17 protein-coding genes are annotated in these 22,731 nt (G+C 66.4%); 5 read left to right on the forward strand and 12 right to left on the reverse strand.

All coding sequences use genetic code 11. From position 1 onward, the window contains the following. Position 1: 1 nt before the first annotated feature. From ACSDHM_RS04005 to ACSDHM_RS04035, 7 genes are all read right to left on the reverse strand, one after another. Positions 2-910, reverse strand: coding sequence for a biotin-independent malonate decarboxylase subunit beta (locus ACSDHM_RS04005; RefSeq protein WP_111201158.1), 909 nt, complete (start codon positions 908-910; stop codon positions 2-4). After that, positions 907-1,227 carry a malonate decarboxylase acyl carrier protein gene (gene mdcC, locus ACSDHM_RS04010; protein WP_065178127.1) on the reverse strand — a complete coding sequence of 107 codons (321 nt, stop codon included), beginning with the start codon at positions 1,225-1,227 and terminating at the stop codon, positions 907-909. The genes ACSDHM_RS04005 and mdcC overlap by 4 nt, the downstream gene beginning before the upstream one ends. Positions 1,228-1,237: 10 nt before the next feature. Then, positions 1,238-2,881 (reverse strand): malonate decarboxylase subunit alpha, encoded by a 1,644-nt coding sequence (mdcA, locus tag ACSDHM_RS04015; RefSeq protein WP_065185999.1) that lies wholly within the window; start codon positions 2,879-2,881, stop codon positions 1,238-1,240. A gap of 163 nt (positions 2,882-3,044) precedes the next feature. Then, entirely contained in the window at positions 3,045-5,252 is a 2,208-nt protein-coding gene (locus ACSDHM_RS04020; protein ID WP_439426676.1) for a TonB-dependent siderophore receptor, read from the reverse strand. Positions 5,253-5,582: 330 nt separating this feature from the next. Then, positions 5,583-7,274 (reverse strand): malate dehydrogenase (quinone), encoded by a 1,692-nt coding sequence (gene mqo, locus ACSDHM_RS04025; RefSeq protein ID WP_072168682.1) that lies wholly within the window; start codon positions 7,272-7,274, stop codon positions 5,583-5,585. Positions 7,275-7,531: 257 nt separating this feature from the next. Further along, positions 7,532-8,116: a hypothetical protein gene (locus tag ACSDHM_RS04030; protein ID WP_072168683.1), complete on the reverse strand. Its 585-nt coding sequence runs from the start codon at positions 8,114-8,116 to the stop codon at positions 7,532-7,534. 166 nt (positions 8,117-8,282) lie between these two features. After that, complete coding sequence (locus ACSDHM_RS04035) at positions 8,283-9,188, reverse strand: LysR family transcriptional regulator ArgP (RefSeq protein ID WP_072168684.1); 906 nt, start codon at positions 9,186-9,188, stop codon at positions 8,283-8,285. A gap of 138 nt (positions 9,189-9,326) precedes the next feature. Here ACSDHM_RS04035 and ACSDHM_RS04040 point away from each other — a divergent pair, with 138 nt between their 5' ends. Both ACSDHM_RS04040 and ACSDHM_RS04045 read left to right on the forward strand, forming a co-directional pair. Then, positions 9,327-9,962: a LysE/ArgO family amino acid transporter gene (locus ACSDHM_RS04040; protein ID WP_072168685.1), complete on the forward strand. Its 636-nt coding sequence runs from the start codon at positions 9,327-9,329 to the stop codon at positions 9,960-9,962. A gap of 163 nt (positions 9,963-10,125) precedes the next feature. After that, a complete protein-coding gene (locus ACSDHM_RS04045) occupies positions 10,126-12,114 on the forward strand; it encodes an alpha/beta hydrolase family protein (RefSeq protein WP_151354644.1) in 1,989 nt (662 codons plus the stop codon). A 56-nt stretch (positions 12,115-12,170) separates the two neighbouring features. Here the strand turns inward: ACSDHM_RS04045 and ACSDHM_RS04050 are convergent, their stop codons facing one another. After that, the gene (locus ACSDHM_RS04050; protein WP_151354645.1) at positions 12,171-13,925 is read right to left on the reverse strand and encodes a peptide MFS transporter; all 1,755 of its coding nucleotides are present in this window, start codon (positions 13,923-13,925) and stop codon (positions 12,171-12,173) included. A gap of 79 nt (positions 13,926-14,004) precedes the next feature. Next, positions 14,005-15,153 (reverse strand): DUF1624 domain-containing protein, encoded by a 1,149-nt coding sequence (locus ACSDHM_RS04055; protein ID WP_439426677.1) that lies wholly within the window; start codon positions 15,151-15,153, stop codon positions 14,005-14,007. 200 nt (positions 15,154-15,353) lie between these two features. Here ACSDHM_RS04055 and ACSDHM_RS04060 point away from each other — a divergent pair, with 200 nt between their 5' ends. The 3 genes from ACSDHM_RS04060 to ACSDHM_RS04070 all read left to right on the forward strand — a co-directional run bounded on the left by ACSDHM_RS04060 (position 15,354) and on the right by ACSDHM_RS04070 (position 21,013). Then, complete coding sequence (locus tag ACSDHM_RS04060; RefSeq protein WP_072168689.1) at positions 15,354-17,318, forward strand: OPT family oligopeptide transporter; 1,965 nt, start codon at positions 15,354-15,356, stop codon at positions 17,316-17,318. A gap of 231 nt (positions 17,319-17,549) precedes the next feature. Then, positions 17,550-19,628 carry an alpha/beta hydrolase family protein gene (locus ACSDHM_RS04065; RefSeq protein WP_072166932.1) on the forward strand — a complete coding sequence of 693 codons (2,079 nt, stop codon included), beginning with the start codon at positions 17,550-17,552 and terminating at the stop codon, positions 19,626-19,628. 140 nt (positions 19,629-19,768) lie between these two features. After that, on the forward strand, positions 19,769-21,013 hold the full coding sequence (locus ACSDHM_RS04070) for a DUF819 family protein (protein ID WP_088496843.1): 1,245 nt from the start codon (positions 19,769-19,771) through the stop codon (positions 21,011-21,013). An 87-nt stretch (positions 21,014-21,100) separates the two neighbouring features. Here the strand turns inward: ACSDHM_RS04070 and ACSDHM_RS04075 are convergent, their stop codons facing one another. The 3 genes from ACSDHM_RS04075 to minD are packed head-to-tail and all read right to left on the reverse strand — an operon-like array spanning position 21,101 to position 22,699. After that, positions 21,101-21,580 carry a hypothetical protein gene (locus tag ACSDHM_RS04075; RefSeq protein WP_088496150.1) on the reverse strand — a complete coding sequence of 160 codons (480 nt, stop codon included), beginning with the start codon at positions 21,578-21,580 and terminating at the stop codon, positions 21,101-21,103. 46 nt (positions 21,581-21,626) lie between these two features. Next, the gene (gene minE, locus ACSDHM_RS04080) at positions 21,627-21,887 is read right to left on the reverse strand and encodes a cell division topological specificity factor MinE (protein WP_005408532.1); all 261 of its coding nucleotides are present in this window, start codon (positions 21,885-21,887) and stop codon (positions 21,627-21,629) included. Positions 21,888-21,889: 2 nt separating this feature from the next. Continuing rightward, positions 21,890-22,699, reverse strand: coding sequence for a septum site-determining protein MinD (gene minD / locus ACSDHM_RS04085; RefSeq protein WP_072166930.1), 810 nt, complete (start codon positions 22,697-22,699; stop codon positions 21,890-21,892). Positions 22,700-22,731 lie beyond the last annotated feature (32 nt).

The following is a 22,731-nucleotide window of genomic DNA, read 5'->3' on the forward strand; positions in this document are numbered from 1 at the left end:
CTCATGGCAGGCTCCGGTCGCCGGTGGCGGTGAGGAATTCATCGGTGTCGAGCAGTGGCAGGCGTTCGGGGTGGGCAATGCCCAGCCGCGCCCAGATCTCCAGGCCATCGCGGCAATCGCCCCAGGCCCGCACGCGCGCCTTCAAGGCCGCATGGCGTTCCTGCAATGCGGCCAGTGCAGCATCCGGGTCAGTGCTGCCCGCATCGGGGTGCAGCGCGTCGCGTGCGGCCAGCGCGAATGCTTCAAGGGCATCGGGCACCAGCACCTGCGCCTGGTCGATCAGGTACCGGTGCTTGCCACCGGTCACACGCCAGACCAGCGCGCGATCGCGTGAGTCGAACTCTTCCACGCCGCGAACGGTTTCGATCACCTCCGGTCCGGACAGCGACATCCGGCCTTCCTCGGACATGATGACCGTGGTGCAGCAGCGGGCAACGATGCCCATGCCACCGAAGGCGCCGTTGCCGCTGCCGATCAGCGCGATCACCGGCACGCCCGCTGCACGCGCGTCCAGGGTGGCGCGCATGATCTCGGAGATCGCAATCAGGCCCGCATTGGCTTCGTGCAGCCGCACGCCGCCGGTATCGAGCAGCAGCAGCACGCCGTCAGGGCGGGTGTGCGCCGCACGGCGCAGCAGCCCGGTCAGCTTGGCGCCATGCACTTCGCCCACGCCGCCGCCCATGAATTCACCCTGTTGTGCGGCCAGCAGCACGTGTTTGCCCTGCAGCCTGGCCTCGCCGACGACGATGCCATCGTCGAACGCGGCCGGCTGGTCGAGCTGGGCCAGGTGCGGACTCATCATCCGTCGCGCCGGGCCGAGGAACTCGTGGAACGAGCCGGCGTCGACCAGCCCAGCGATGCGCTCGCGCGCATCGGCTTCGTAATAGCTGTGGCGCTGTACGTGGTTCATGGCGCGCCTCCGGCCAGCAGGGTTTCCACAGCCTGGTCCAGGCGCAGGCTGACCACGGCCGGGGTCGCACCGGCGTCGTTGATCGAGACGCGCACATCGCGCAGCGGATGACGCTGTGCGAAGTCGTTGATCACCGCCTGCCAGATGCTGCCGAAGCCCTGCGCGGCGGTGATGACGCGCACCGTCATCGCGCCCTGCTGCGCCGCCGGTTCCAGCAGGATTTCCAGGTTGCCCGACGCCAGCACGCCCACCAGCACCGCATCGCGCGCGAACGGCACGTCGGTGCGGCCTTCGAATCGATAGTCGAGGGTTTCCATGCTCAGCCCCTTACCAGTTGCGGAAGCGCTTGGGCGGGTCGTACAGACCGCCGGACCAGCGCACCAGGTCCTTCACCGAACGCGCCGCCAGCAGGTCACGGCTGGCATCGCGCACGGAGATGCCGAGGTCACCGGGACGGCGGATCACGCCGCGGTCGCGCAGGTTCTCCACCATCGCGCGGTCGCGCCCGATGCCCACGGCGGTATAGCCGGCCACGCCACGGATCGCCTGTTCGCGCTCCTCGGGGGTGCGGCACAGCAGCAGGTTGGCGATGCCTTCCTCGGTCAGCACATGGCTGACGTCGTCGCCGTAGATCATCACCGGCGGCAGCGGCATGTTCGCGCGTTCGGCCAGTTCCCAGGCGTCGAGGCGGTCAACGAATGCCGGGGCCATGTGCTCGCGGAAGGTTTCCACCATCTGCACCACCAGTTTGCGCCCGCGTGGCATCTCGCCCGGGCGTGCGGCCTGCTGGCCGGCCTTGATCCAGGCCTCGCTGGCATGGCGGCGGCCGCGCGCGTCCGAGCCCATGTTCGGTGCGCCGCCGAAGCCGGCGATGCGGTCGCGGGTGGCAGTGGAACTGTTGCCCTGCAGGTCGATCTGCAGGGTGGAACCGATGAACATGTCGCAGGCATACAGGCCTGCGGTCTGCGAGAACGCGCGGTTGGAACGCATCGAGCCGTCGGCGCCGGTGAAAAACACATCGCCCCGCGCGGCAATGTATTTCTCCATGCCCAGTTCCGAACCGAACGAATGCACCGATCTGACGAAGCCCGATTCGATCGCCGGAATCAGTGCCGGGTGTGGGTTCAACGCCCAGTGCTGGCAGATCTTTCCCTTCAGACCGAGCGATTCGGCGTAGGTGGGGAGCAGCAGTTCGATGGCGGCCGTATCGAAGCCGATGCCGTGATTCAAACGATTCACGCCGTACTCGGCGTAGATGCCCTTGATGGCCATCATTGCCATCAGTACCTGGATTTCGGAGATCTGCGCAGGGTCGCGGGTGAACAGCGGCTCGATATGGTTCGGCTTCGGCGCCTGCACCACGAAGTTGACCCAGTCCGCAGGAACATCGACGCGGGGGAGGCTGTCAACGATCTCGTTGACCTGGGCGATGACGATGCCGCCACCGAAGGCGGTGGCTTCGACGATCACCGGAGTGTCTTCCGTATTCGGCCCGGTATAGAGGTTGCCGTGGCGGTCGGCGGCCTGCGCGGCGACCAGCGCTACGCGCGGCGTAAGGTCGATGAAGTAGCGGCCGAACAGTTCCAGGTAGGTGTGGATGGCACCGATCTGGATGCGCCCTTCGGCCACCAGGTTGGCCAGTCGCACCGATTGCGGGCCGGAGAACGAGAAATCCAGTTTCGAGGCGATGCCACGCTCGAATACGTCCAGGTGCGAGGGCAGTGAGAGGACCGACTGCACCATGTGCAGGTCATGCACGCGGGCGGGGTCGAGGTCGGCCAGCGCCTGGGCGAGGAAATCGGCCTGCTTCTGGTTGTTGCCCTCCAGGCAGACCTTGTCGCCTGGCTCCAGCACTGCGTGCAGCAACTCGCCGACGTCGCTGCTGGCGACCTCGCGTCCCCGGGCCCACGGCGCGGCACGTTCCAGGCGGGCCTGGCGACTGCGTTCCAACGTATCCCAGCTCGGGTTCATTGACCGGCTTCCGACGGGTGTTGAGATAATTACGGCATAATTACGAAGTGGGTACAACCTGCAGTGCAGCAAAAAGAAGGGCCCGCGCGGAGGCGGGCCCATTCAGGGTGTGGGGTGTGGGGTGTGCCGACCAACGGTCGGCACCCACCGGTTCGCAGGTGGCTCAGAACTTCCAGCGCAGGCTGGCCGATACGAAGCGCGGCTCGCCGTAGTTGTTGTAGTCCAGGTTGGCCCAGTAAGTCTTGTCCAGCGCGTTGCGCACGCTCAGCGTTGCAGTCCAGCTGTTGCTGATGCGGTAGTTGGCATTGAATTGCACCAGCATGTACGCCGGCTGGTTCACGGTCACCGTGCCGCCCAGCGGGTAGGCGATGTTGTAGCCCTGCACCTTGCTCTGCCACTGCAGGCCACCGCCGATGCTCAGGCGTTCCAGCGCACCGCGCAGCTGCAGTTGCGTGTTGAGCTGCAGCAGGTCCTTGGGCGGGTTGGCGTACAGCAGGTCGGTGGCGGCGCGGGTGACCTTGACGTGGGTGTAGCCGGCATTGACCGTCCAGCCCGGCAGGATTTCGCCGTTGATATCCATCTCCCAGCCACGCGCCTTGGTACCGTTGACGCCGATGTAGGCCGAGCTGCCGTCGCTGAGCGAACCCTCCGGCACGCCCATGTCACGCACCGCGTAGTTGTCCTGCTTGGCCTCGAACACAGCGGCATTTGCGGTCAGGCGGCCATCGAACCACTGCGTCTTGATGCCCGCTTCCAGGTTCGAGCCCTGCACCGGCGCCAGCAGGTTCTCGTTGCGGTCCTTGTAGTTCTGCGGATTGAAGATCTCGGTGTAGCTGGCATAGGCCGACACGTTCGGGGTGATCTCGTAGACCAGGCCCACGTACGGAGTGACTTCATCACTCACCTTGTACGCACCGCTGGTGCCGGTATAGGCGCCGGCGGCGTTGTAGGAGCGGGTGAGGGTTTCCCACCGGCTCAGGCGTGCACCGGCGATCAGCGACAGCGGATCGGCCAGGTGCAGGCGGGTGGCCAGATAGACGCCACTCTGCGTGGTCTTGGCCACGCGGCGCGCGCCGGTGCGGCGGTAGGTCACCTCGGAGATATCGCCGTTCCAGCTGTAGACGTTGGGGATGTAGTAGCAGCGCTCGCGTGCACCCGTGGCGCTGACACACGTTGCCCAGTCGCTCGGGAAGTTCAGCGCCACGGTGTTCGTGGTCCCTTCCAGATCCGACCACTGGGCACCGACCGTGAGGTCGTGGTCGCGGCCGAACAGCGGGAAGCTGCCGGTCAGGTAAGCATCGACATTGCGGCGGGTGTCTTTCGAATCACCGGCGGCCGCACGCAGGAAGATGCCCGAGCCGGTCACCGGGTCCGGGTTGCCGGTGCCGTACAGGCGCACGTTCTGCACGTTGCCGCGGGTGTAGGCGGTGTTGATCTTCAGCAGCCAGTTGTCGCCGAAGCGCTGTTCCAGGTTGGCGAAGGCGGTGTTGCTCTCGCGCTTCCAGTAGCTCCACTTCGGCGACAGGTTGGTCGAGCGCGGCAGATGGGCGAAATTGCCCTGGCTGTCGAAGAACGGCACGGTGCCCCAGGTCGAACCGGTCGGGTTGTTGTCCTGGGTCTGGTAGCCGAGGGTGAGGGTGGTGCTGTCGGTGACATCGCCTTCCAGCACCGCCATGCCGGCCATCTTGTTCTCGTCGTAACGGTCGTAATACAGGCCACGATCGGTGTAGGCGGCGACCACGCGGCTGCGGAAACGGCCGTCATCGGTCAGCGGCGCGGTGACATCGGCTTCCATGCGGCGGTAGTCCCAGCTGCCGGCGCTGACCGCGAACGACGCGTCGAATTCCTTGCCGGGGCGCTTGCGCAGCAGGTTGACCGTGGCCGACGGCACGCCGGCGCCGCTGAGCAGGCCGTTGGCACCGCGGATCACTTCGATGCGGTCGTAGAAGGCGGTGTCGTATTCCTGGTTGGTGGAGCCGCTGTAGGTGGGAATGCCGTCGACCTGGAAGTCGGTGATGGCGAAGCCACGCGCGTAGTACAGCGGGCGCTGCGTGTCATAGAAGGACACGCTGACGCCGGTCACGTTGCGCATCACATCGTTGATGCTGAACAGTGATTCGTCCTGCAGGCGCTGCAGGCTGATCGCGGTGGCCGACTGCGGGGTTTCCTGCAGGGTGATCGGCAGGCGCGTGGTACTGGCCGGCGGAGCGGACCGCTCGGCCCGGACGCTGACCCGGTCCAGGGTCTTGGCATCGGCGGCGGCATCGGTGGCGGCGAACGCGGCGGGCGTGACCAGCAGGGTCAGCGACGAAAGCAGGGCAGCCGGCAGCAGCGCGCGGCGGGGCAGGCGGTTACGGACAGGCAGGGGCATGGTGGGCTCGAGGCTTGGAAACGGGGAAGGGCGGCAACAGTCGTCCAGCACCCGGGGCGGCGGCTTCGGGCACGGTCAGGTCCTTCTGGAGAGGCGCGATCACTGCGCAGGACGCAAATGTAAATAATTCTTAACAAGATTACAATTCGCGTCATTGCGTAGAGGCTTTCCGGCATCCAGCAGGCTTCCTGTTGAGCCGAGCCCATGCTCGGCTGTTGGCAGCCGCGAAGAGCAGCCGAGCGCAGGCTCGGCTCTACAGGCGGTGGCCCGCCCAGACGAGAACGGCCACCCGAAGGTGGCCGTCCGTCTGCATCGAAGGAACGCGCGGGCTTACAGCGCCTGCAGTTCCTCATTGGCATTGCGCTTTTCCTTCGCCGGAGCCGGAGCCGCAGCGGCCGGAGCCGGCACCGCCGCGTTCGCATCCACCGGCACCTCCAGGTACGGCAGGTGCAGGGTCTGGCTGGTCAGCGTACGGATCTCGTTCACCAGCGCCGGGCTGTCGTTGAGCTTGCGCCCATACGACGGCACGATCTCGCGCAGGCGGGTTTCCCAACCGGCCTTCATCTGGTCCGGGAAGGCCTTGGCCATCAGGTCCAGCATGATCGGCGGCGAGGTCGACGCGCCCGGCGACGCGCCGAGCAGTGCGGCGATGGTGTGGTCCTTGTCGGTCACGATCTCGGTACCGAACTGCAGCACCGGGCCCTTCAGCGGATCGCGCTTGATGATCTGCACGCGCTGGCCGGCGGTGACCAGCTTCCAGTCACCCGGCTTGGCATTGGGGAAGTACTTGACCAGTTCGGCCTGGCGGTCGGCATCGTTCAGGCGCGCCTGGCCCATCAGGTACTGCACCAGGTCCAGGTTGTCCTTGCCCACTTCCAGCATCGGGCCAACGTTGTTGTGGGTCACCGAGGAATACAGGTCCCACCACGAGCCGTGCTTGAGGAACTTGGTGCTGTACAGCGCAAACGGCCCGAACAGGACCACCGGTTTGCCGTCCAGCTTGCGCGCATCCAGGTGCGGCACCGACATCGGCGGCGAACCGGTCTCGGCCATGCCGTAGGCTTTCACGCCATGGCGCGAGGTCACGTCCTGGCCCTGGAAGGCGAGGAACTGGCCACCGACCGGGAAGCCGGCATAGTCCTTCGACTCCGGAATGCCGGACATCTGCAGCAGCTTCAGCGCGGCGCCGCCGGCACCGATGAACACGAAGCGGGTGTGGGTGGTGGTTTCGGTGCCAGCCTTGAGATCCTTCACCGTGACGTTCCAGCTCTTGTCGGCGTTCTGTCGCAGCGCGGTCACTTCATGGTTCAGGTGCAGGCTGAAGTTCGGGCTGCGCTGCAGGCCGGCGGTCAGCTGGCGGGTGATCACACCGAAGTTGACGTCGGTACCGAGCGGCATCCAGGTCGCGGCCACCTTCTGCTTCGGGTCGCGGCCTTCCATCAGCAGCGGCGCCCACTGCTTGATCTGTGCCGGATCTTCCGAGTACTGCATGCCGTAGAACAGCGGGTTCTTCACCAGCGCCTGCTGGCGCTTGTGCAGGTAGGCGATGTTGTCATCGCCCCAGACGAAGCTCATGTGCGGCGTCGGGTTGATGAAGTCGCTGGGCTGGCTCAGCCGGCCTTCCTTCACCTGGTGCGACCAGAACTGGCGCGAGACCTCGAACGATTCGGCGATGCCGACCGCGCGCTTGGTCTCGATGCTGCCATCGGGCAGTTCCGGGGTGTAGTTCAGTTCGGCGAACGCCGAATGGCCGGTGCCGGCGTTGTTCCAGCCGTCGGAGCTTTCACCGGCGACGCCGTCGAGGCGTTCGTAGACCTGGATGTTCCAGTCCGGCTGCAGTTCCTGCAGGTAGGTGGCCAGGGTAATGCTCATGATGCCGGCGCCGACCAGCACCACATCGACGGGCTTGTCGTTGCTGGCGGCGGGCACCGAGCGCTGGGTCAGCGGCCAGTACAGGAACAGCGCGGCGGCCAGCAACAGCAGCACGAGCAGGGCGAGAAGAGCCTTGCCAAATTTCTTCATGGGGGCGGGATCGTTGGCGGAGGGGAAGGGGTCAGGATGCGCGTGGGGCAGGGAAAGGGCGTGAAGAAACAACGCCTTGCCGCATCCAGGTGCGATTCTAACCGGATCCGGTCCGTTTTTGATGCAACGCAGCATCCGGTCGGCGGTCCTCTACCATAGCGCCAAGCCATGCCCGGCGACGCGGCCGTCCCTGCGGATGCCGATGCCGCCCGGCCGCGGGGCGTCGAAGGCGTTTCCCGGGAGTGCAGGCAGCCGGGTCAGTCACTGCCGACGGTGAAGTATTCCACGGCGAAATAGCCGATCTGGTACGCCAGCGTTGCCAGCACCAGGCGCAGCTGTGTGCGTTGGCTGCGCAGTCGCCAGCCGAGCACCGCCACCGCCAGCATCAACACGGCATGCAACGGGTACGCGGCTCCCAGCAGCTTCCAGCGGCTGCTGCCCTTGATGGCGGTATCGACCAGGTCGAGCAGGGTCAGTGCAGCAATCACGCTGAAGATCCAGCGCCGGCGCTGCATGAGATAGTTCCCGTAGCTGCCGTATTCGCGCAGGTCGTCGGGAAACAGCAGCGCGCACAGCAGGAACCAGGTCGCGCAGTACACGATCACGAACAGGTAGGTTTCAAACGTCCAGCGGTGCACCTCGATGAGGCGGAACTCCCACCACCAGAAGGTCACCAGCGATATCAGCGTCCACGCCACCCAGCCCAGGTGCAGGGCCGAGCAGCCGCGGCGCTGCGGATGCTCGATGATCTGCGCCAGGCCCTTGAGCACGGTGGTAATCGACAGGCCGAGGATGATGCCCATCACCACCCGGATGTGCAGGAACAGCGGATCGGTCTGCATCGCGGCGCTCCGTGTCGGGTGCTGCGATGCTGGCACAACCGGGCGCCCCGGAACGGACCCCGGTCACGCGCCGAAAAAGGGGACGCCGGGGATCAAGTCGTATCAGGCCATACGGCCTGCACGGCGGAAGCGACTTGATCCCTCCACGCCCTTGTCGCTGTGCAGCTCAGCGCTTGCGCCGGATCAGCGCCGAGGACGCATCCAGCACCGCGCGGGTCAGAAGAGCCATGGTCTGCACGTCGCCTTTCCAGTGTTGCCAGTACAGCGGCACGTCTTCCCACGCGCGCTGGCGCACGTAGACCAGGCGGCCTGCGTCCAGGTGGCGCTTGACCAGCGGCAGCGGGTTCATGGTCCAGCCCAGTCCGCCGAGGTTGGCCTGCACGAAGGCCCGGGTGGAGGGAATCCACCAGGTCGGTGCGGTGCTGGGCAGGTCGTCGCCGGCCATGCGCCGGGCGAAGCGCGACTGCATTTCGTCCTTGCGGTTGAACACCAGCACCGGGGCCTGCGCCAGCGCCTGCGCGGTCACGCCCTTGGCGAAGTGGCGTTCGCGGAATTCGGGGGTGCAGGTCGCTGCATAGCGGATGCTGCCCAGCGCATGGATCTGGCAGCCCTGCACCGGCTCGTCCAGGGTGGTCACCGCGCCCAGCACCGTGCCCTGGCGCAGCAGCTCCACCGTGTGGTCCTGGTCTTCCACACGCAGGTCCAAGGTGGTGCCGGTGCTCTGCGCGAACTGGTGGGCCGCCTGCGGAAACCAGGTTTCCAGGCTGTCGTGGTTCACCGCCACCGGGATGCTGGCCTGGGGCAGATCCTCATCGGCCAGGCCCATCCGGTGCAGCGCATCGTGTTCGAGCAGGGCGGTCTGCTCGGCCAGCTGCACCAGCAGCTGCCCCTCGGCGGTGGCGGTGGCCGGCGTGCCGCGCTTGACCAGCAGGCGGCCGATCCGGTCCTCCAGTGCCTTGACCCGCTGCGAGATGGCCGAGGGCGTGACATTCAGCGACTGCGCGGCGCGGTCGAAGCTGCCTTCGCGGATCACCGCGGCCAGGGCGCGCAGCTGGGCATGATCGATACGCATCGAATTAAGCTCCGCTAATGTTGATTTAGGAAGTTTAGCTCGTCTTTTTCATGTTGCGGCGCGACAATAGCGCCCGTTCCGGTGCTGTCCGCCTTCGCGAGGCACCGTCCCCCCAAGCAATACAAGGCAGTGAATCCCATGTTCTCGGTCATCTCCGCCAGCACCGGCCTCGGTGCCTGGTTCTCTGGTGCAGCCACCGGCATCGGCCTGTTCGCCGTGGTCGGCGCCCAGAGCGCCTTCATTCTGCGCCAGGGCATCCTGCGCAAGCACATCGTGCCGGTGGTCGCCACCTGCGCGGCCATCGATGCCATCTTCATCTTCGCCAGCGTGGCCGGCCTGCGCACGCTCACCTCGGCGCTGCCGTGGCTGACCAGCGCCGTGCTGTGGACCGGCGTCGCCTTCCTGGCCTGGTATGCGATGAAGTCGGCACGCCGTGCAATCGCGGGGGGCGGTGGCATGGGCGAGGCTGACAGCGACGACGGCAGCCGCCGCGCGGTGCTGATGGCCGCGGTCGGCTTCTCGCTGATCAATCCGCACTTCTGGCTGGACATGATGGTGATCGGCTCGATCGCCGAGAACTTCGGTAACGCCCGCATGGCCTTCGCCGCCGGCGTGGTCACCGCCAGCTGCCTGTGGCTGACCGCGCAGGGCCTCGGCGCACGCCTGCTGGCGCCGCTGTTCACCAAGCCCAGCACCTGGCGCGTGCTCGACGGCACCATCGCCGTGATCCTCAGCATCCTGGCCCTCATGTTGGCGGTGCGCGGGGTCCACTGACCCGGCGCACGCCCCCCGAACCCACGTCCTGACTCTCTCTCCAAGGTAGTGGCAACGACGGCACCGGCAACGGTGCCGTCGTCTTTTCCGGCTCTGGCGGGAAAGGCATGGCCCTGCCTAGAATCGGCCACCAGGACAAGGTGTCCACAGGAGCAGGGGAAGGATGCACAAGACGATTCTGGCGGTCGCACTGGCCGTCATCGGGGGCGTTGCCGCAGGCAGCGCGGGGGCGGTGGATCTGACGCAGTACCTGCGCCGGGAGACCTTCACCGACATCAAGATTTCGCCGGGGGGCGAGTACGTAGCGGCAACGGTGCCGAGGGAAGACAGCACCGCGATCGCGATCCTGCGGTTGAAGGACAAGCAGCTGGTCGGCAGTTTCTGGCCACCCAGCCGCAACCACGCGCAGGAATTCGACTGGGTCAGCAACGAACGCCTGTTGATCGGCCTGGCCCAGAAGTGGGGCTCGCTCGACCAACCCAATCCCACCGGCGAACTCTATGCCGTCGACGCCAACGGCAACCGTGGCGAGCTGCTGGTCGGCTATCGCGTCGAAAGCAAGGGCCCGGGGACCCGCATCCAGCCGAAGAAAGTCGAAGCAGTGGCCGCCTTCCTGGCCGACGACCTGCCGGGCGACGAGCGCAACGTGCTGGTGACCGTATGGCCGCTGGCCGAGGACCCGTTCACCCGCGTCGATCGCATGGATGTGACCACCGGCCGCCGTGCGCGGGTGGCATCTTCGCCGGTACGGCGCGGCGAATTCACCACCGATGGCGCCGGCGAGGTCCGCTTCGTGCACGGCTCGGGCAGCGACAACATCAACAAGCTGTATTTCCGCGAACGCAGCGGCGACACCTGGAAGCTGATCAACGACGAGGCGGTCAGCAAGCGCATCGAAACCGCCCTCGGCTTCTCGGCCGATGACAGCCTGGCCTACCTCAACGTCGAGCAGGCCCAGGGCCCGGATGCGATCGTCAGCTGGAACCCGCAGACCGGCGAGCGTGCCACGCTGCTGCGCGACGAGGTGGTCAATCCGTATCGCATCATCCATCGGCCCGGCACCCACGTGCCGGTGGGCGCGCTGTATCTGGGCGATACGCCGCGTACCCGGTTCTTCGACGAGAAGTCGCCGGAGGCGCGCCTGTACCGCAGCCTGGAAGCCGCCTTCGGAGGGCCCGTCTACATCACCTCCAGCACCCGCGATGGCCGTGTCGTGCTGGTGGAAACCTGGTCGGGCTCGAACCCGGGCGATTTCTACGTGTACGACACGGTGGCGCGCAAGGCTGATCACCTGATCAGCCGCAGCGACTGGATCGACGTTGACCGTAGTGCCAGCGTGAAGCCGATTGCACTGAAGGCCCGCGATGGCCTGCCGCTGCATGGCTTCCTGACCCTGCCGGCCGGCAGCGACGGGCGCAACCTGCCGATGGTGGTGATGCCGCATGGCGGCCCGTTCGACATCTTCGATTCCGGCCAGTACGACCGCGAAACGCAGATGCTGGCCGCGGCCGGTTATGCCGTGCTGCAGGTCAACTTCCGTGGTTCGGGCAACTACGGCCGGGCCCACACCCAGGCCGGTGCGCAGCAGTGGGGCGCGGCAATGCAGGACGATGTCACTGATGCCACCCGCTGGGCAATCAGCGAAGGCATCGCCGACGGCCGTCGCATCTGTATCTACGGCGCCAGCTACGGGGCCTACTCGGCGATGATGGGTGCCGCCCGCGAACCCGGGTTGTATCAGTGCGCGGCGGGCTATGTCGGGGTTTACGACCTGCCGATGATGTACACCCGCGGCGACATCCAGGACCGGGGTTCAGGCGTGACCTATCTGCGCGAATGGCTGGGGGATCCGGCCAAGCTGGGTGCGGTGTCGCCGGTGAACCTGGCCGAACGGATCAAGGTGCCGGTGTTCCTGGCCGCCGGTGGCGAGGACAAGCGCGCGCCGATCCAGCACACCGAACGCATGGAAGCGGCGCTCAAGCGCGCCGGCACGCCGGTGGAAAGCCTGTACTACAAGACCGAAGGCCACGGCTTCTACACCGAGGCCCATCGCAGCGAGTACTACGACAAGTTGCTGGCCTTCCTGGCGCGCAGCCTGGGTGGCAAGACCGCGACGGCCGCGCCTGCGACCGGCAAGGACAAGGCGCCCTGAGCTGACAGGGCGGCGGATGAACGTTCCGCCGCCCTGGTTTTCCGCAAGCGCGGGGTTTACTTCACCCCGTGCATCATCTTCTTCAGCAGCGGTGCGGCGATGAAGGCCGCCAGTGCGCAACCCAGGCCGATCCACATCAGCAGCCAGAACAGGTGCGCGTAGGCGCCGGCTGCGGCCACCATGTCCAGCGATTCGCCTTCCGGCACCTCGATCGCGGCCAGCTTGCCGAACAGCGCGGCCAGCGTCTCCGAGAATGCGGTGGCCAGGAACCAGGTGCCCATCATCAGGCTCATCACCCGCGGCACGGCCAGCTGGGTCACTGCCGACAGGCCGACCGGCGACAGGCACATCTCGCCGCTGGCGAGCAGGAAGTAGGCCAGCACCAGCCACCACACGCTGGCCATCTCGCCCGTGGCGCCCACCTGCTGCGCCGCCAGTGCCAGCGGCACGAACGACAGTGCGCCGATCACCAGGCCCCAGGCCGACTTCACCGGCTTGCCCGGCTCCCAGCCGCGGCGGTCCATCCACGTCCACATCGCGGCGAAGACGGGCGCCAGCAGCACCAGGAACAGGCCGCCGAGATAGGTGAGCGAGCCGGCGGTCTGCGGGATCACCAGGCAGTCGCGCACCAGCAGCACCAGCATCAGCACGACGATGGCGGCGAAGAACGTGCGCGGTGCAGACGAGCCCGGGCGGCGCTCGGACAGCCGCGCGCTGATCACGAAGCCCAGCGGTGCCAGCAGCAGCGAGAGGATCGACCACGGCAGCGGCGTGCCGCCGGTGATCACCAGCGAGGGCACGATGTCCTTGGTCAACAGGCGGTCGGTGAAGGTCACCCACGAGCCGTAGGACTGCTCGTACATGGTGAAGAACACCAGCGCCAGGAAGATCAGAACCATCAGCGCGATCATCTGCTGGCGCTGCACCGGCGTGCACTTGCTGCCGGTGAACCAGGCGAACCAGACCAGCACGCCGCCCAGCACCACCAGCATCAGCATCAGCGCCAGGCTGATTTCACCGCCCAGCGCGAACGCGCCGTTGCCGGCAGCCCACATCAGCCACGCCACCGGCAGCACACCCAGCACCGCGCACAGATAGATGAGCCATTCGCGCGGCAGTCCCAGCACCTTCTGCTTCAGCGCGGCCGGTTGCGGCGGTTCGGCATGGCCCTGCAGGTACTTCTGGCCCCACAGGAACATCGCCAGGCCGGCCAGCATGCCGATGCCGGCAGCACCGAAACCATACTTCCAGCCATAGGCCTCACCGAGGAAGCCACACACCAGCGAAGAGAACAGCGCGCCGAGGTTGATGCCGGCGTAGAACAGCGAGAAGCCCGAGTCGCGACGGGGGTCGTCCTTGGCGTACAGCTTGCCGACGATGGTGGAGATGTTCGGCTTGAGGAAGCCGACGCCCATGATGATCAGCGCCAGGGACAGGTAGGTCACCGCCAGTGCGGAGGTGTCGCGCACCACTTCGCCGTTCACCCGGTACGCGGCGTGGCCCTCGAAGGCCATGCCGAGGTGGCCGAGCACCAGCAGGATGCCGCCGAACAGCACTGCCCGGCGCATGCCCAGCCAGCGGTCGGCCAGCATGCCACCGAACACCGGGATGCAGTACACCAGGCCGCCATAGGCACCGAGCAGGTCCAGGCCGGCCTTGTCGCCGAACAGGTGGTACTTGGTCAGGTACAGCAGCAGCAGCGCCTTCATGCCGTAGAAGGAGAAGCGCTCCCACATTTCGGTGAAGAAGCAGACGTAGACGCCCTTGGGGTGGCCCAGGAAGTCGTCGGAAGCGATAGCGGTGGAATTCATCGCGGAATTATAGGCCTGTGACCTGATCCGCTTTCAGTAGATCCACGCCATGCGTGGATTGCCGGACTGGCCTGGGCGATCACAGGTATCGCAACCAAGGCAGATCGCGCCTTCGCGCTTTGAACCGCGCGAAGGCCCGCGTCGGCGGGTACAGCACCACCGCCAGCGCACAGGCCACCAGCAGCAGGCCGCTGACCGAATCCAGGGCATACAGCTCGCCATGGGTCGGCCCCCAGGCCGCCAACGCGGCCAGGTACAGCCCCTTCAGTACGTACAGGTGCAGCAGGTAGAAGAACATCGGCGCAGCGCCGATATCGGCCAGCGGCTGTAGTGCCCGCGCCAGCGGCGGCCATTCGTACAGCCGCAGCAGCAACACTCCCACGCCCAGGGTCAGCAGCAGGAACTGCAAGGACGGCGGGTACTTGGTGACGTTGAAGATGCTCAGCCAGGTACGCAGCGTGGTGGCCTGGTACTGCCACGGTGCATCCCCGTACTGGTTGGCCAACCGCAGCAATGCGAACAGGGCCAGCGCGCTGACGCCTGCCCACAGCAGCCAGCGCTGGCGCTGCTCCGGCGCGCGCGCGCGGCCAAACCAGGGCCCCATCAGATAACCCAGCGCAATCACCCCGATCCACGGCAGTACCGGATAGGAGGTGCGCAGGCGCAGCGTGCCAGCCTCGATCCAGTCGCGCTGGTGCAGTACTTTCCACAGCACCGCCAGCAGGCCATTGCCTTGCACCCGCATGCCGTCGAACAGGTTGTGCGCGGCCACCACCGCGATTGCCAGCATCAGCAGCGCCTGGCGTGGCAGCCACAGCAGGCCGGCCAGCGCGATCATGCTCAGCCCGATGGCCCAGATCACCTGCAGGTACAGCGTGTCCGGCGGCAGCTGGAAGGTCCAGGCGAAGTTCACCAGGGTCAGTTCCAGCACCACCAGGAACAGGCCGCGCTTGAGCAGGAACGCGGCCGTGGCCCGGCGCGGATCCGCCTGGCGCTGGCCGTACAGCCAGGCCGACAGGCCGGTCAAGAGGACGAACACGGGTGCGCACAGGTGGGCCAGCAGGCGGCAGGCGAACAGCGCAGGAGAGACTGTCGCTGCATCCATCGGGTCGCTCACCTGGTGCTGCAGGAAGAAGGTCTCGCGCACGTGGTCCAGCAGCATCAGCAGCATCACGGTGCCGCGCAGCTGGTCGATGGAGGCCAGGCGAGGGGAGGGGGAAGGGGGCATGCGATGCAGTAAGAACAAGGTAGCATTAAGATATAACATATCATTTGCGGCGCGCCCATCCGGACTTTGCCGGGTCGGTCGATTGCCGGGCCACGTGTTGGCCCGTTGCGCTGCAGCGCACGCCCCCATCCTTTGGCACGCTGGACTTGATCTGCCCTGAACGCTAGCGTGACAGGGATTTTTTGCCAGCAGGGGCTTCCATGAACCACGACGCTGCGCCCAAGCAGCTCACCTTCCGCGCAGTGGCCCTGGCCATCGTGCTGGCGGTGGTGCTGTCGGCCGCCAACGCCTACCTCGGCCTGTTCGCAGGCCTGACCATCGCCACCGCCATTCCCGCCGCGGTGATTTCCATGGGCGTGCTGCGCCTGCTGGGCGGTGGCTCCATCCTTGAAAACAACATCGTGCAGACCGGCGCTTCGGCCGGTTCGTCGATCGCCGCCGGCGTGATCTTCACCATCCCCGCGCTGGTGATCATGGGCTACTGGCCGGACTTCAAGTACTGGTGGGTGCTGGGCATCGCCGGCCTCGGCGGCCTGCTGGGCGTGCTGTTCTCGGTGCCGCTGCGCCGTTCGATGATCGTCGAAGACCCGCTGCCGTTCCCGGAAGGCAAGGCGGCTGCGGAAGTGCTCAAGGCCGGTGAGAACCCGGGTCCGGGCCTGAAGATCCTGGGCCTGTCGGCGGTGATCGGCGCCTTCGTCAAGCTGGCCGCGGAAAGCGGCATGCGCCTGATCCCGGACGCCTGGGCCACCTCGGCCTATGTCGGCAGCTCCAAGGTCACCGCCTTCATCGGCACCAACCTGTCGCCTGCACTGCTGGGCGTGGGCTACATCGTCGGCCTCAACGTCGGCATCGTGGTGGTGTCCGGCTCGATCCTGACCTGGCACATCGCCATTCCGATCTACCAGGCGTTCTTCATGAACACCGATCCGGCATTGGCCGCGTCGGTTGCCGCGGCTTCCTCCACCGAGGCCGCGTTCGCCATCTGGGGCGCGAAGATGCGCTACCTGGGCGTTGGTGCGATGCTGATCGGTGGCATCTGGACCCTGATCTCGCTGCGCAAGTCGCTGCTCAACGGCGTCAAGAGCGGCTTCGCCGCGGCCCGCAAGAGTGGCGGCCCGGTGCTGGCGCACACTGAGCGCGACCTGCCGATGAAGTGGATGCTGGTCGCCCTGGTGGCGTTCGTGCTGCCGCTGCTGGCCCTGTATCAGGCCATCGTCGGCCAGTGGCACGTGTCGATCCCGATGACCCTCATCATGATCGTCGCCGGCTTCCTGTTTGTTTCGGTCTCGGCCTACCTGGCCGGCCTGATCGGTTCGTCCAACAACCCGGTCTCGGGCATCACCATCTCGACCATCCTGTTCGCCTCGGCCGTGCTGGTCGTGCTGCTGGGCGCTGACGGCCTCAAGCCGGTCGGTGCCGGCGGTGCACCGCTGGGTGCGGTGGCTGCGATCATGATCGGTGCGGTGGTGTGCTGTGCCGCTGCGGTCGGTGGTGACAACCTGCAGGACCTCAAGGCCGGTTACATCGTCGGTGCCACCCCGTGGAAGCAGCAGCTGATGCTGGGCATCGGTGCGTTCTCGTGCGCGCTGATCATGGCCCCGGTACTGAACCTGCTGGCCACTGCCTACGGCATCGGCGTGAAGTCCGAGCTGCACCCGAACGCGCTGGCTGCGCCGCAGGCCAACCTGATGGCCTCGGTGGCCAAGGGCCTGTTCGGTGGTGAACTGCCGTGGACCTTCATCGGCATCGGTGCTGTGGTCGGTGCTGCCATCATCGCCTTCGACAGCTGGCTGAAGTCACGCAACGCGCGCTTCCGCGTGCCGGTGCTGGCCGCCGCCATCGGCATCTACCTGCCGCTGGAACTGATGGTGCCGATCTTCCTCGGCGGCCTGATCGCCCATCTGGTCGAGCGCTTCCACAAGGTGCGCGCCGATGACGAAGAAGGCCGCGACCGCGTGCACAAGCCGGGCGTGCTGTTTGCCGCCGGCCTGATCACCGGTGAGGCACTGATGGGCATCGCCATCGCGATTCCGATCGTGATCAGCAGCCGTGCCGACGTGCTGGCGGTGCCGTTCCACCTGCCGGGCGCACAGTGGATCGGCCTGGCCGTGCTGTTCCTGGTCGGCTGGTTGATCTACCGCACCGGCAAGTACGCCAAGGCGTAAGGGGCGGGCTCTGACCCTGGGTGCAACGGGTAGTGCCGGCCGCTGGCCGGCAACCACGGAACCTCCAAGGGCCTTGGTGTTGCCGGCCAGCGGCCGGCACTACCGCAAAACCCCGCTTCGGCGGGGTTTGCTGTTTCTGGCGATTGCCCGCCTGCAGCCATGACCGATGGCCTTGGCAGCCCCGGCCATGCGGGCCTACCATCGGTTTTTTGCCGTCCTGCGGAGACCCCGATGAAACTGCGTCATGCCCTGCTGCCACTGAGCTTGCTGGCCGCCCTGCCCAGCGTCGCCGCTGCCCGCGGCCTGGAAGTCCGCGACATGGTGGCCATGGACCGCGTCTCCGCGCCGGTACTGACCGCTGACGGCGGCACCGTGGTGTTCGCCAAGCGCAGCGTGGACGCCAACCTGAAGGCCTCGACGGCGCTGTTCGCGCGCAACCTGCGCACCCGCGACGCAGCGCCGCCGAAGCAGATCACCCCGGCCGGCTGGAACGTCAATTCCGCTTCGCTGTCGGCCGATGGCCAGACCGTGTATTTCCTCAGTGCCAGGAACGGCAGCCAGCAGCTGTACGCGCAGCCGATCAGCGGCGGCACCCCGCGCCAGCTGACCGACTTCCCCGTCGACGTGGACAGCTACCGTGTGTCGCCGCAGGACGACCGCGTGTTGTTCAGCGCCGGCGTGTTCCAGGCGTGCGCCTCGGACCTGGCCTGCACCGAGAAGAAGCTGAAGGAAAAGAAGGACGCCAAGGCCAGCGGCCAGGTGTGGGATTCGCTGTTCGTGCGCCATTGGGACACCTGGAACGACGGTCGCCGCAATACCCTGTTCGTCGCTCCGCTGCCGGCAGCCAAGGCCGGTGCAGTCAAGGGCGCTTCGGCGCTGAGCGCGACCATCGATGGTGATGCGCCGTCCAAGCCGTTCGGCGGCAATGACGACTTCGTTTGGTCGCCGGACGGCGCCAGCGTGGTGGCCAGCATCCGCGTGGCCGGCAAGCAGGAGCCGTGGTCGACCAACTTCGACCTGTACCGCTTCGACGCCGCCGGCAAGCAGGCGCCGGTCAACCTGACGGCCTCCAACCCGGCCTGGGATGCCGGCCCGGTGTTCAGTGCCGACGGCAAGACGCTGTTCTACCGCGCGATGAAGCGCCCGGGCTTCGAGGCCGACCGCTTCGGCCTGATGGCGATGGACGTTGCCAGCGGCAAGACCCGCGAGATTGCCCCGCAGTGGGATCGTTCGGCCGGTGGCATCACCCTGTCCGCCGACGGCGCCAGCATCTACACCACTGCCGATGATCTCGGCGAACACCCGCTGTTCCAGATCGACGTGGCCAGCGGCAAGGCCACCAAGCTGATCGGCGACGGCAGCGTGACCGCGGTCGACGTGGCCGGCAACAGCGTGGCGATCACCCGCAACAGCCTGAAGAGCAACGACCAGGTGCTGGTCGGCCTGCTGCCGGCCACGGGCGAAGCCATCGGCGAACTGCGCGCGCTGACCCCGGCCGCAGGCGAGGTGCTGAAGGACGTGTCCTTCGGCGACTACGAGCAGTTCGAGTTCAAGGGCTGGAACAACGACACCGTGCACGGCTACGTGGTCAAGCCGCACAACTACCAGGAAGGCAAGTCCTACCCGGTGGCGTTCCTGATCCACGGCGGCCCGCAGGGCAGCTTCGGCAATGGCTGGAGCTACCGCTGGAACCCGCAGACCTACGCGGGCCAGGGCTACGCGGTGGTGATGATCGACTTCCACGGCTCCACCGGCTATGGCCAGGCATTCACCGATGCGATCAGCCAGCACTGGGGCGACCGCCCGCTGGAAGACCTGCAGAAGGGCTGGGATGCGGCGCTGAAGAAGTACGCCTTCCTCAACGGTGACAAGGCCTGCGCGCTGGGCGCCAGCTACGGCGGCTTCATGGTCAACTGGATCGCCGGCAACTGGAACGGCCCGTTCAAGTGCCTGGTCAACCACGACGGCGTGTTCGACCAGCGCATGATGGGCTACGCCACCGAAGAACTGTGGTTCACCGAGTGGGAACAGGGCGGCACGCCGTACCAGAAAGCCGCCAACTACGAGAAGTTCAACCCGGTCAACCACGTGGCGGACTGGAAGAAGCCGATCCTGGTCATCCACGGCCAGCAGGACTTCCGCATTCCGGTCGAGCAGGGGCTGGCCGCATTCACCGCCGCCCAGCGCCAGGGCATCGAATCGAAGTTCCTGTACTTCCCGGATGAAAACCACTGGGTGCTGAAGCCGAACAACAGCATCCTGTGGCATGACACCGTCAATGCCTGGCTGAAGCAGCACATCGGCAATTGATGATTGCAGCGCCGCCCTTAGGGGCGGCGCATTTGTTTCACCATCTGCGTTACCGGTGGGTGCCGACCGTTGGTCGGCACGCCTTCCTGATCTGCCGCCAACAGCAGCCGGCCAGCGGCCGGCTCTACCAGAGCGCCTGCATGCCTTCGACTGCCCTGATCCAGAACGACATCGTCGTCTTCGGTTTGATCGCCGCCACCCTTGGCGCCGTGTTCTGGACCGCCTCGCGGGAGCAGGGCCTGTGGAAGCGCGTCTACACCTTCGTGCCGGCACTGCTGCTGTGTTACCTGATTCCCGGCATCTACAACACTGTGGGCCTGATCGACGGGCAGAACACCCGGCTCTACAACCCGATCGCGCGCGACATCCTGCTGCCGGCGGCGCTGATCCTGCTGACCCTTGCGGTCGACATCAAGGGCATCCTGCGGCTCGGCCCGAAGCTGGTGCTGATGTACCTGGGGGCCTCGGCCAGCATCATGCTCGGTGCGGTGGTGGCGTTCCTGCTGATGCGTGCCGTGCATCCGGAAACCGTGGCCGGCGACACCTGGGCCGGCATGGCCGCGCTGGCCGGCAGCTGGATCGGTGGCGGCGCCAACATGCTGGCGATGCGTGAAGTGTTCGACGTCAATGCGACCACCTTCGGACAGTTCGCGGTGGTCGACGTGGGGGTCGGCTACGTATGGATGGCCGCGCTGATCTTCCTGGCCGGGCGCGCGGCGAAGATCGACGCGCGCAGTGGCGCCGATACCTCGGCCATCGATGAGCTGAAGGAGCGCATCGCGCGCTTCCAGGCCGAACACGAGCGCATTCCCAGCCTCACCGACCTGATGCTGATCGTGGCGGTGGCCTTCGGCGGTGTCGGCCTGGCTCACGCCATTGGCGCACCGCTGGCGGCGTGGTTCAAGGCGAATGTCAGCTGGGCTGCGCAGTTCAGCCTGGACGCGCCGTTCGTGTGGGTGGTGGTGCTGTCGACCACGCTCGGCCTCAGCCTCAGTTTCACCCGTGCGCGCAACCTGGAAGGTGCGGGCGCATCGCGCCTGGGCTCGCTGCTGCTGTACTTCCTGATCGCCTGCATCGGCATGCAGATGGATCTGCTGGCGCTGCTGGATCGCCCGTGGCTGTTCCTGCTGGGCATCATCTGGATCAGCGTGCACATCGTGCTGCTGTGGTGCCTGGGCAAGCTGCTGAAGGTGCCGTTCTTCTATTTCGCCATCGGTTCGCAGTCGAACATCGGTGGCCCAGCCTCGGCGCCGGTGGTGGCCGCGGCGTTCCATCCGGCCCTGGCGCCGGTCGGCGTGCTGCTGGGAACGATGGGTTATGCCACCGGCACGTACCTGGCCTACATCGTCGGCATTACCTTGCGGACGCTGGCCGGGCAGGGCTGATGGGGTAGTGCCGGCCGCTGGCCGGCAACCTCATGAACCCGTGAAGCATCACCTGGTTGCCGGCCAGCGGCCGGCACTACCGATGCATCACGCTAGCGGCAATCCGCGTTCGATCAACCACGCCTTCGCGTCTTCGGCGTCCTGTTCAAACCACGCTTTCGTAGATCCCAGCCGATACGTATACCCCCAAGCATCCATGTCGGCCATCAGCCGCTGGCTGCCGACACCGGGCAGCTGCCCGGCCAGCACGATCTGCAGGTAGCAGGTCGCGTCTTCCTCGGCCACCGAGTCGGTGGCATCGGTATGCACCTGCGCACGCCGCTCCGGTGGCAGTACGATCAGGTGGCAGGCCTCATGCAGCATCGAGTGCACGGGCGTGTCATCGCGCACGTACACGTTGCTGGCGATGATGCCGGCCTCTGGCTCGCCCCAGTAACTGCCGGGAATCGGTTCGCCGGGCGCCACGTGGTGCAGCCGAAGGCCATGCGCGGCGAGCAGGCGCTGCGCGTCGGCGAAGGCGATGTCGCCCACGCAGGTGATGTCCACGGCGGTTGTCGTATCGGTCATGCGGGTCAGGCAGCCCCGCCCATGCAGGCACGGGCGGGGCAGGGGATCAGGGTTTGTCCGGGCCTTCGGGCAGCGCCACGGAAATGTCCAGCACGTCGTGCTGGCCATCCTTCACCAGGTCGACCTTCACCGCATCGACGTCGATGTTCACGTACTTCTTGATCACTTCCAGCAGCTCGCGCTGCAGCAGCGGCAGGTAGTCCGGGCCACCGCGGTGGCTGCGTTCCTGCGCGATGATGATCTGCAGGCGGTTCTTGGCGGTTTCGGCGGTGGTCTTCTTCGCTTTGAGGAAATCAAACAGGCCCATGCTTACCCTCCGAACAGCTTGCTGAAGAAGCCCTTCTTCTCGACGTTGGTGAAGCGCATCGGGCGTTCTTCGCCGAGGATGCGCGCGACGGCGTCTTCATAGGCCTGGCCCGCAGCGGATTCGACATCCAGGATGACCGGCTCGCCCTTGTTGGAGGCGTTGAGCACGTCGCCCGACTCCGGAATCACGCCGATCGCCTTCAGGCCGAGCACTTCCTCGACGTCGGCGATGCTCAGCATCTCGCCGCTTTCCACGCGCACCGGGGTGTAGCGGGTCAGCAGCAGGAAGGCCGGCACGTCCTGGCCGGACTCGGCCTTGTGGGTCTTCGAGTCGAGCAGGCCGATGATGCGGTCGGAGTCGCGCACCGACGACACTTCCGGGTTCACCACCACCACCGCGCGGTCGGCGAAATACATCGCCAGGAAGGCGCCCTTCTCGATGCCGGCCGGGGAGTCGCAGATGATGTACTCGAAGCCGTCGGCGGCCAGGTCCTTCAGGACCTTGCCCACGCCTTCCTGGGTCAGTGCGTCCTTGTCGCGGGTCTGCGAGGCGGCCAGCACGTACAGGTTGTCGAAGCGCTTGTCCTTGATCAGGGCCTGCTTGAGGGTGGCTTCGCCGTGCACGACGTTGACGAAGTCATACACCACGCGGCGTTCGCAGCCCATGATCAGGTCGAGGTTGCGCAGGCCGACGTCGAAGTCGATCACCGCCACCTTCTTGCCGCGCCGCGCCAGGCCGCAGGCCAGGCTCGCGCTGGAAGTGGTCTTGCCGACGCCGCCCTTGCCGGAGGTGACTACGATGATTTCAGCCAAAGGACTTCTCCTGATGATTCTGTTTGGGGGCT

This window comes from Stenotrophomonas sp. T8 (genome assembly GCF_051853085.1).
GTDB lineage: Bacteria > Pseudomonadota > Gammaproteobacteria > Xanthomonadales > Xanthomonadaceae > Stenotrophomonas > Stenotrophomonas sepilia.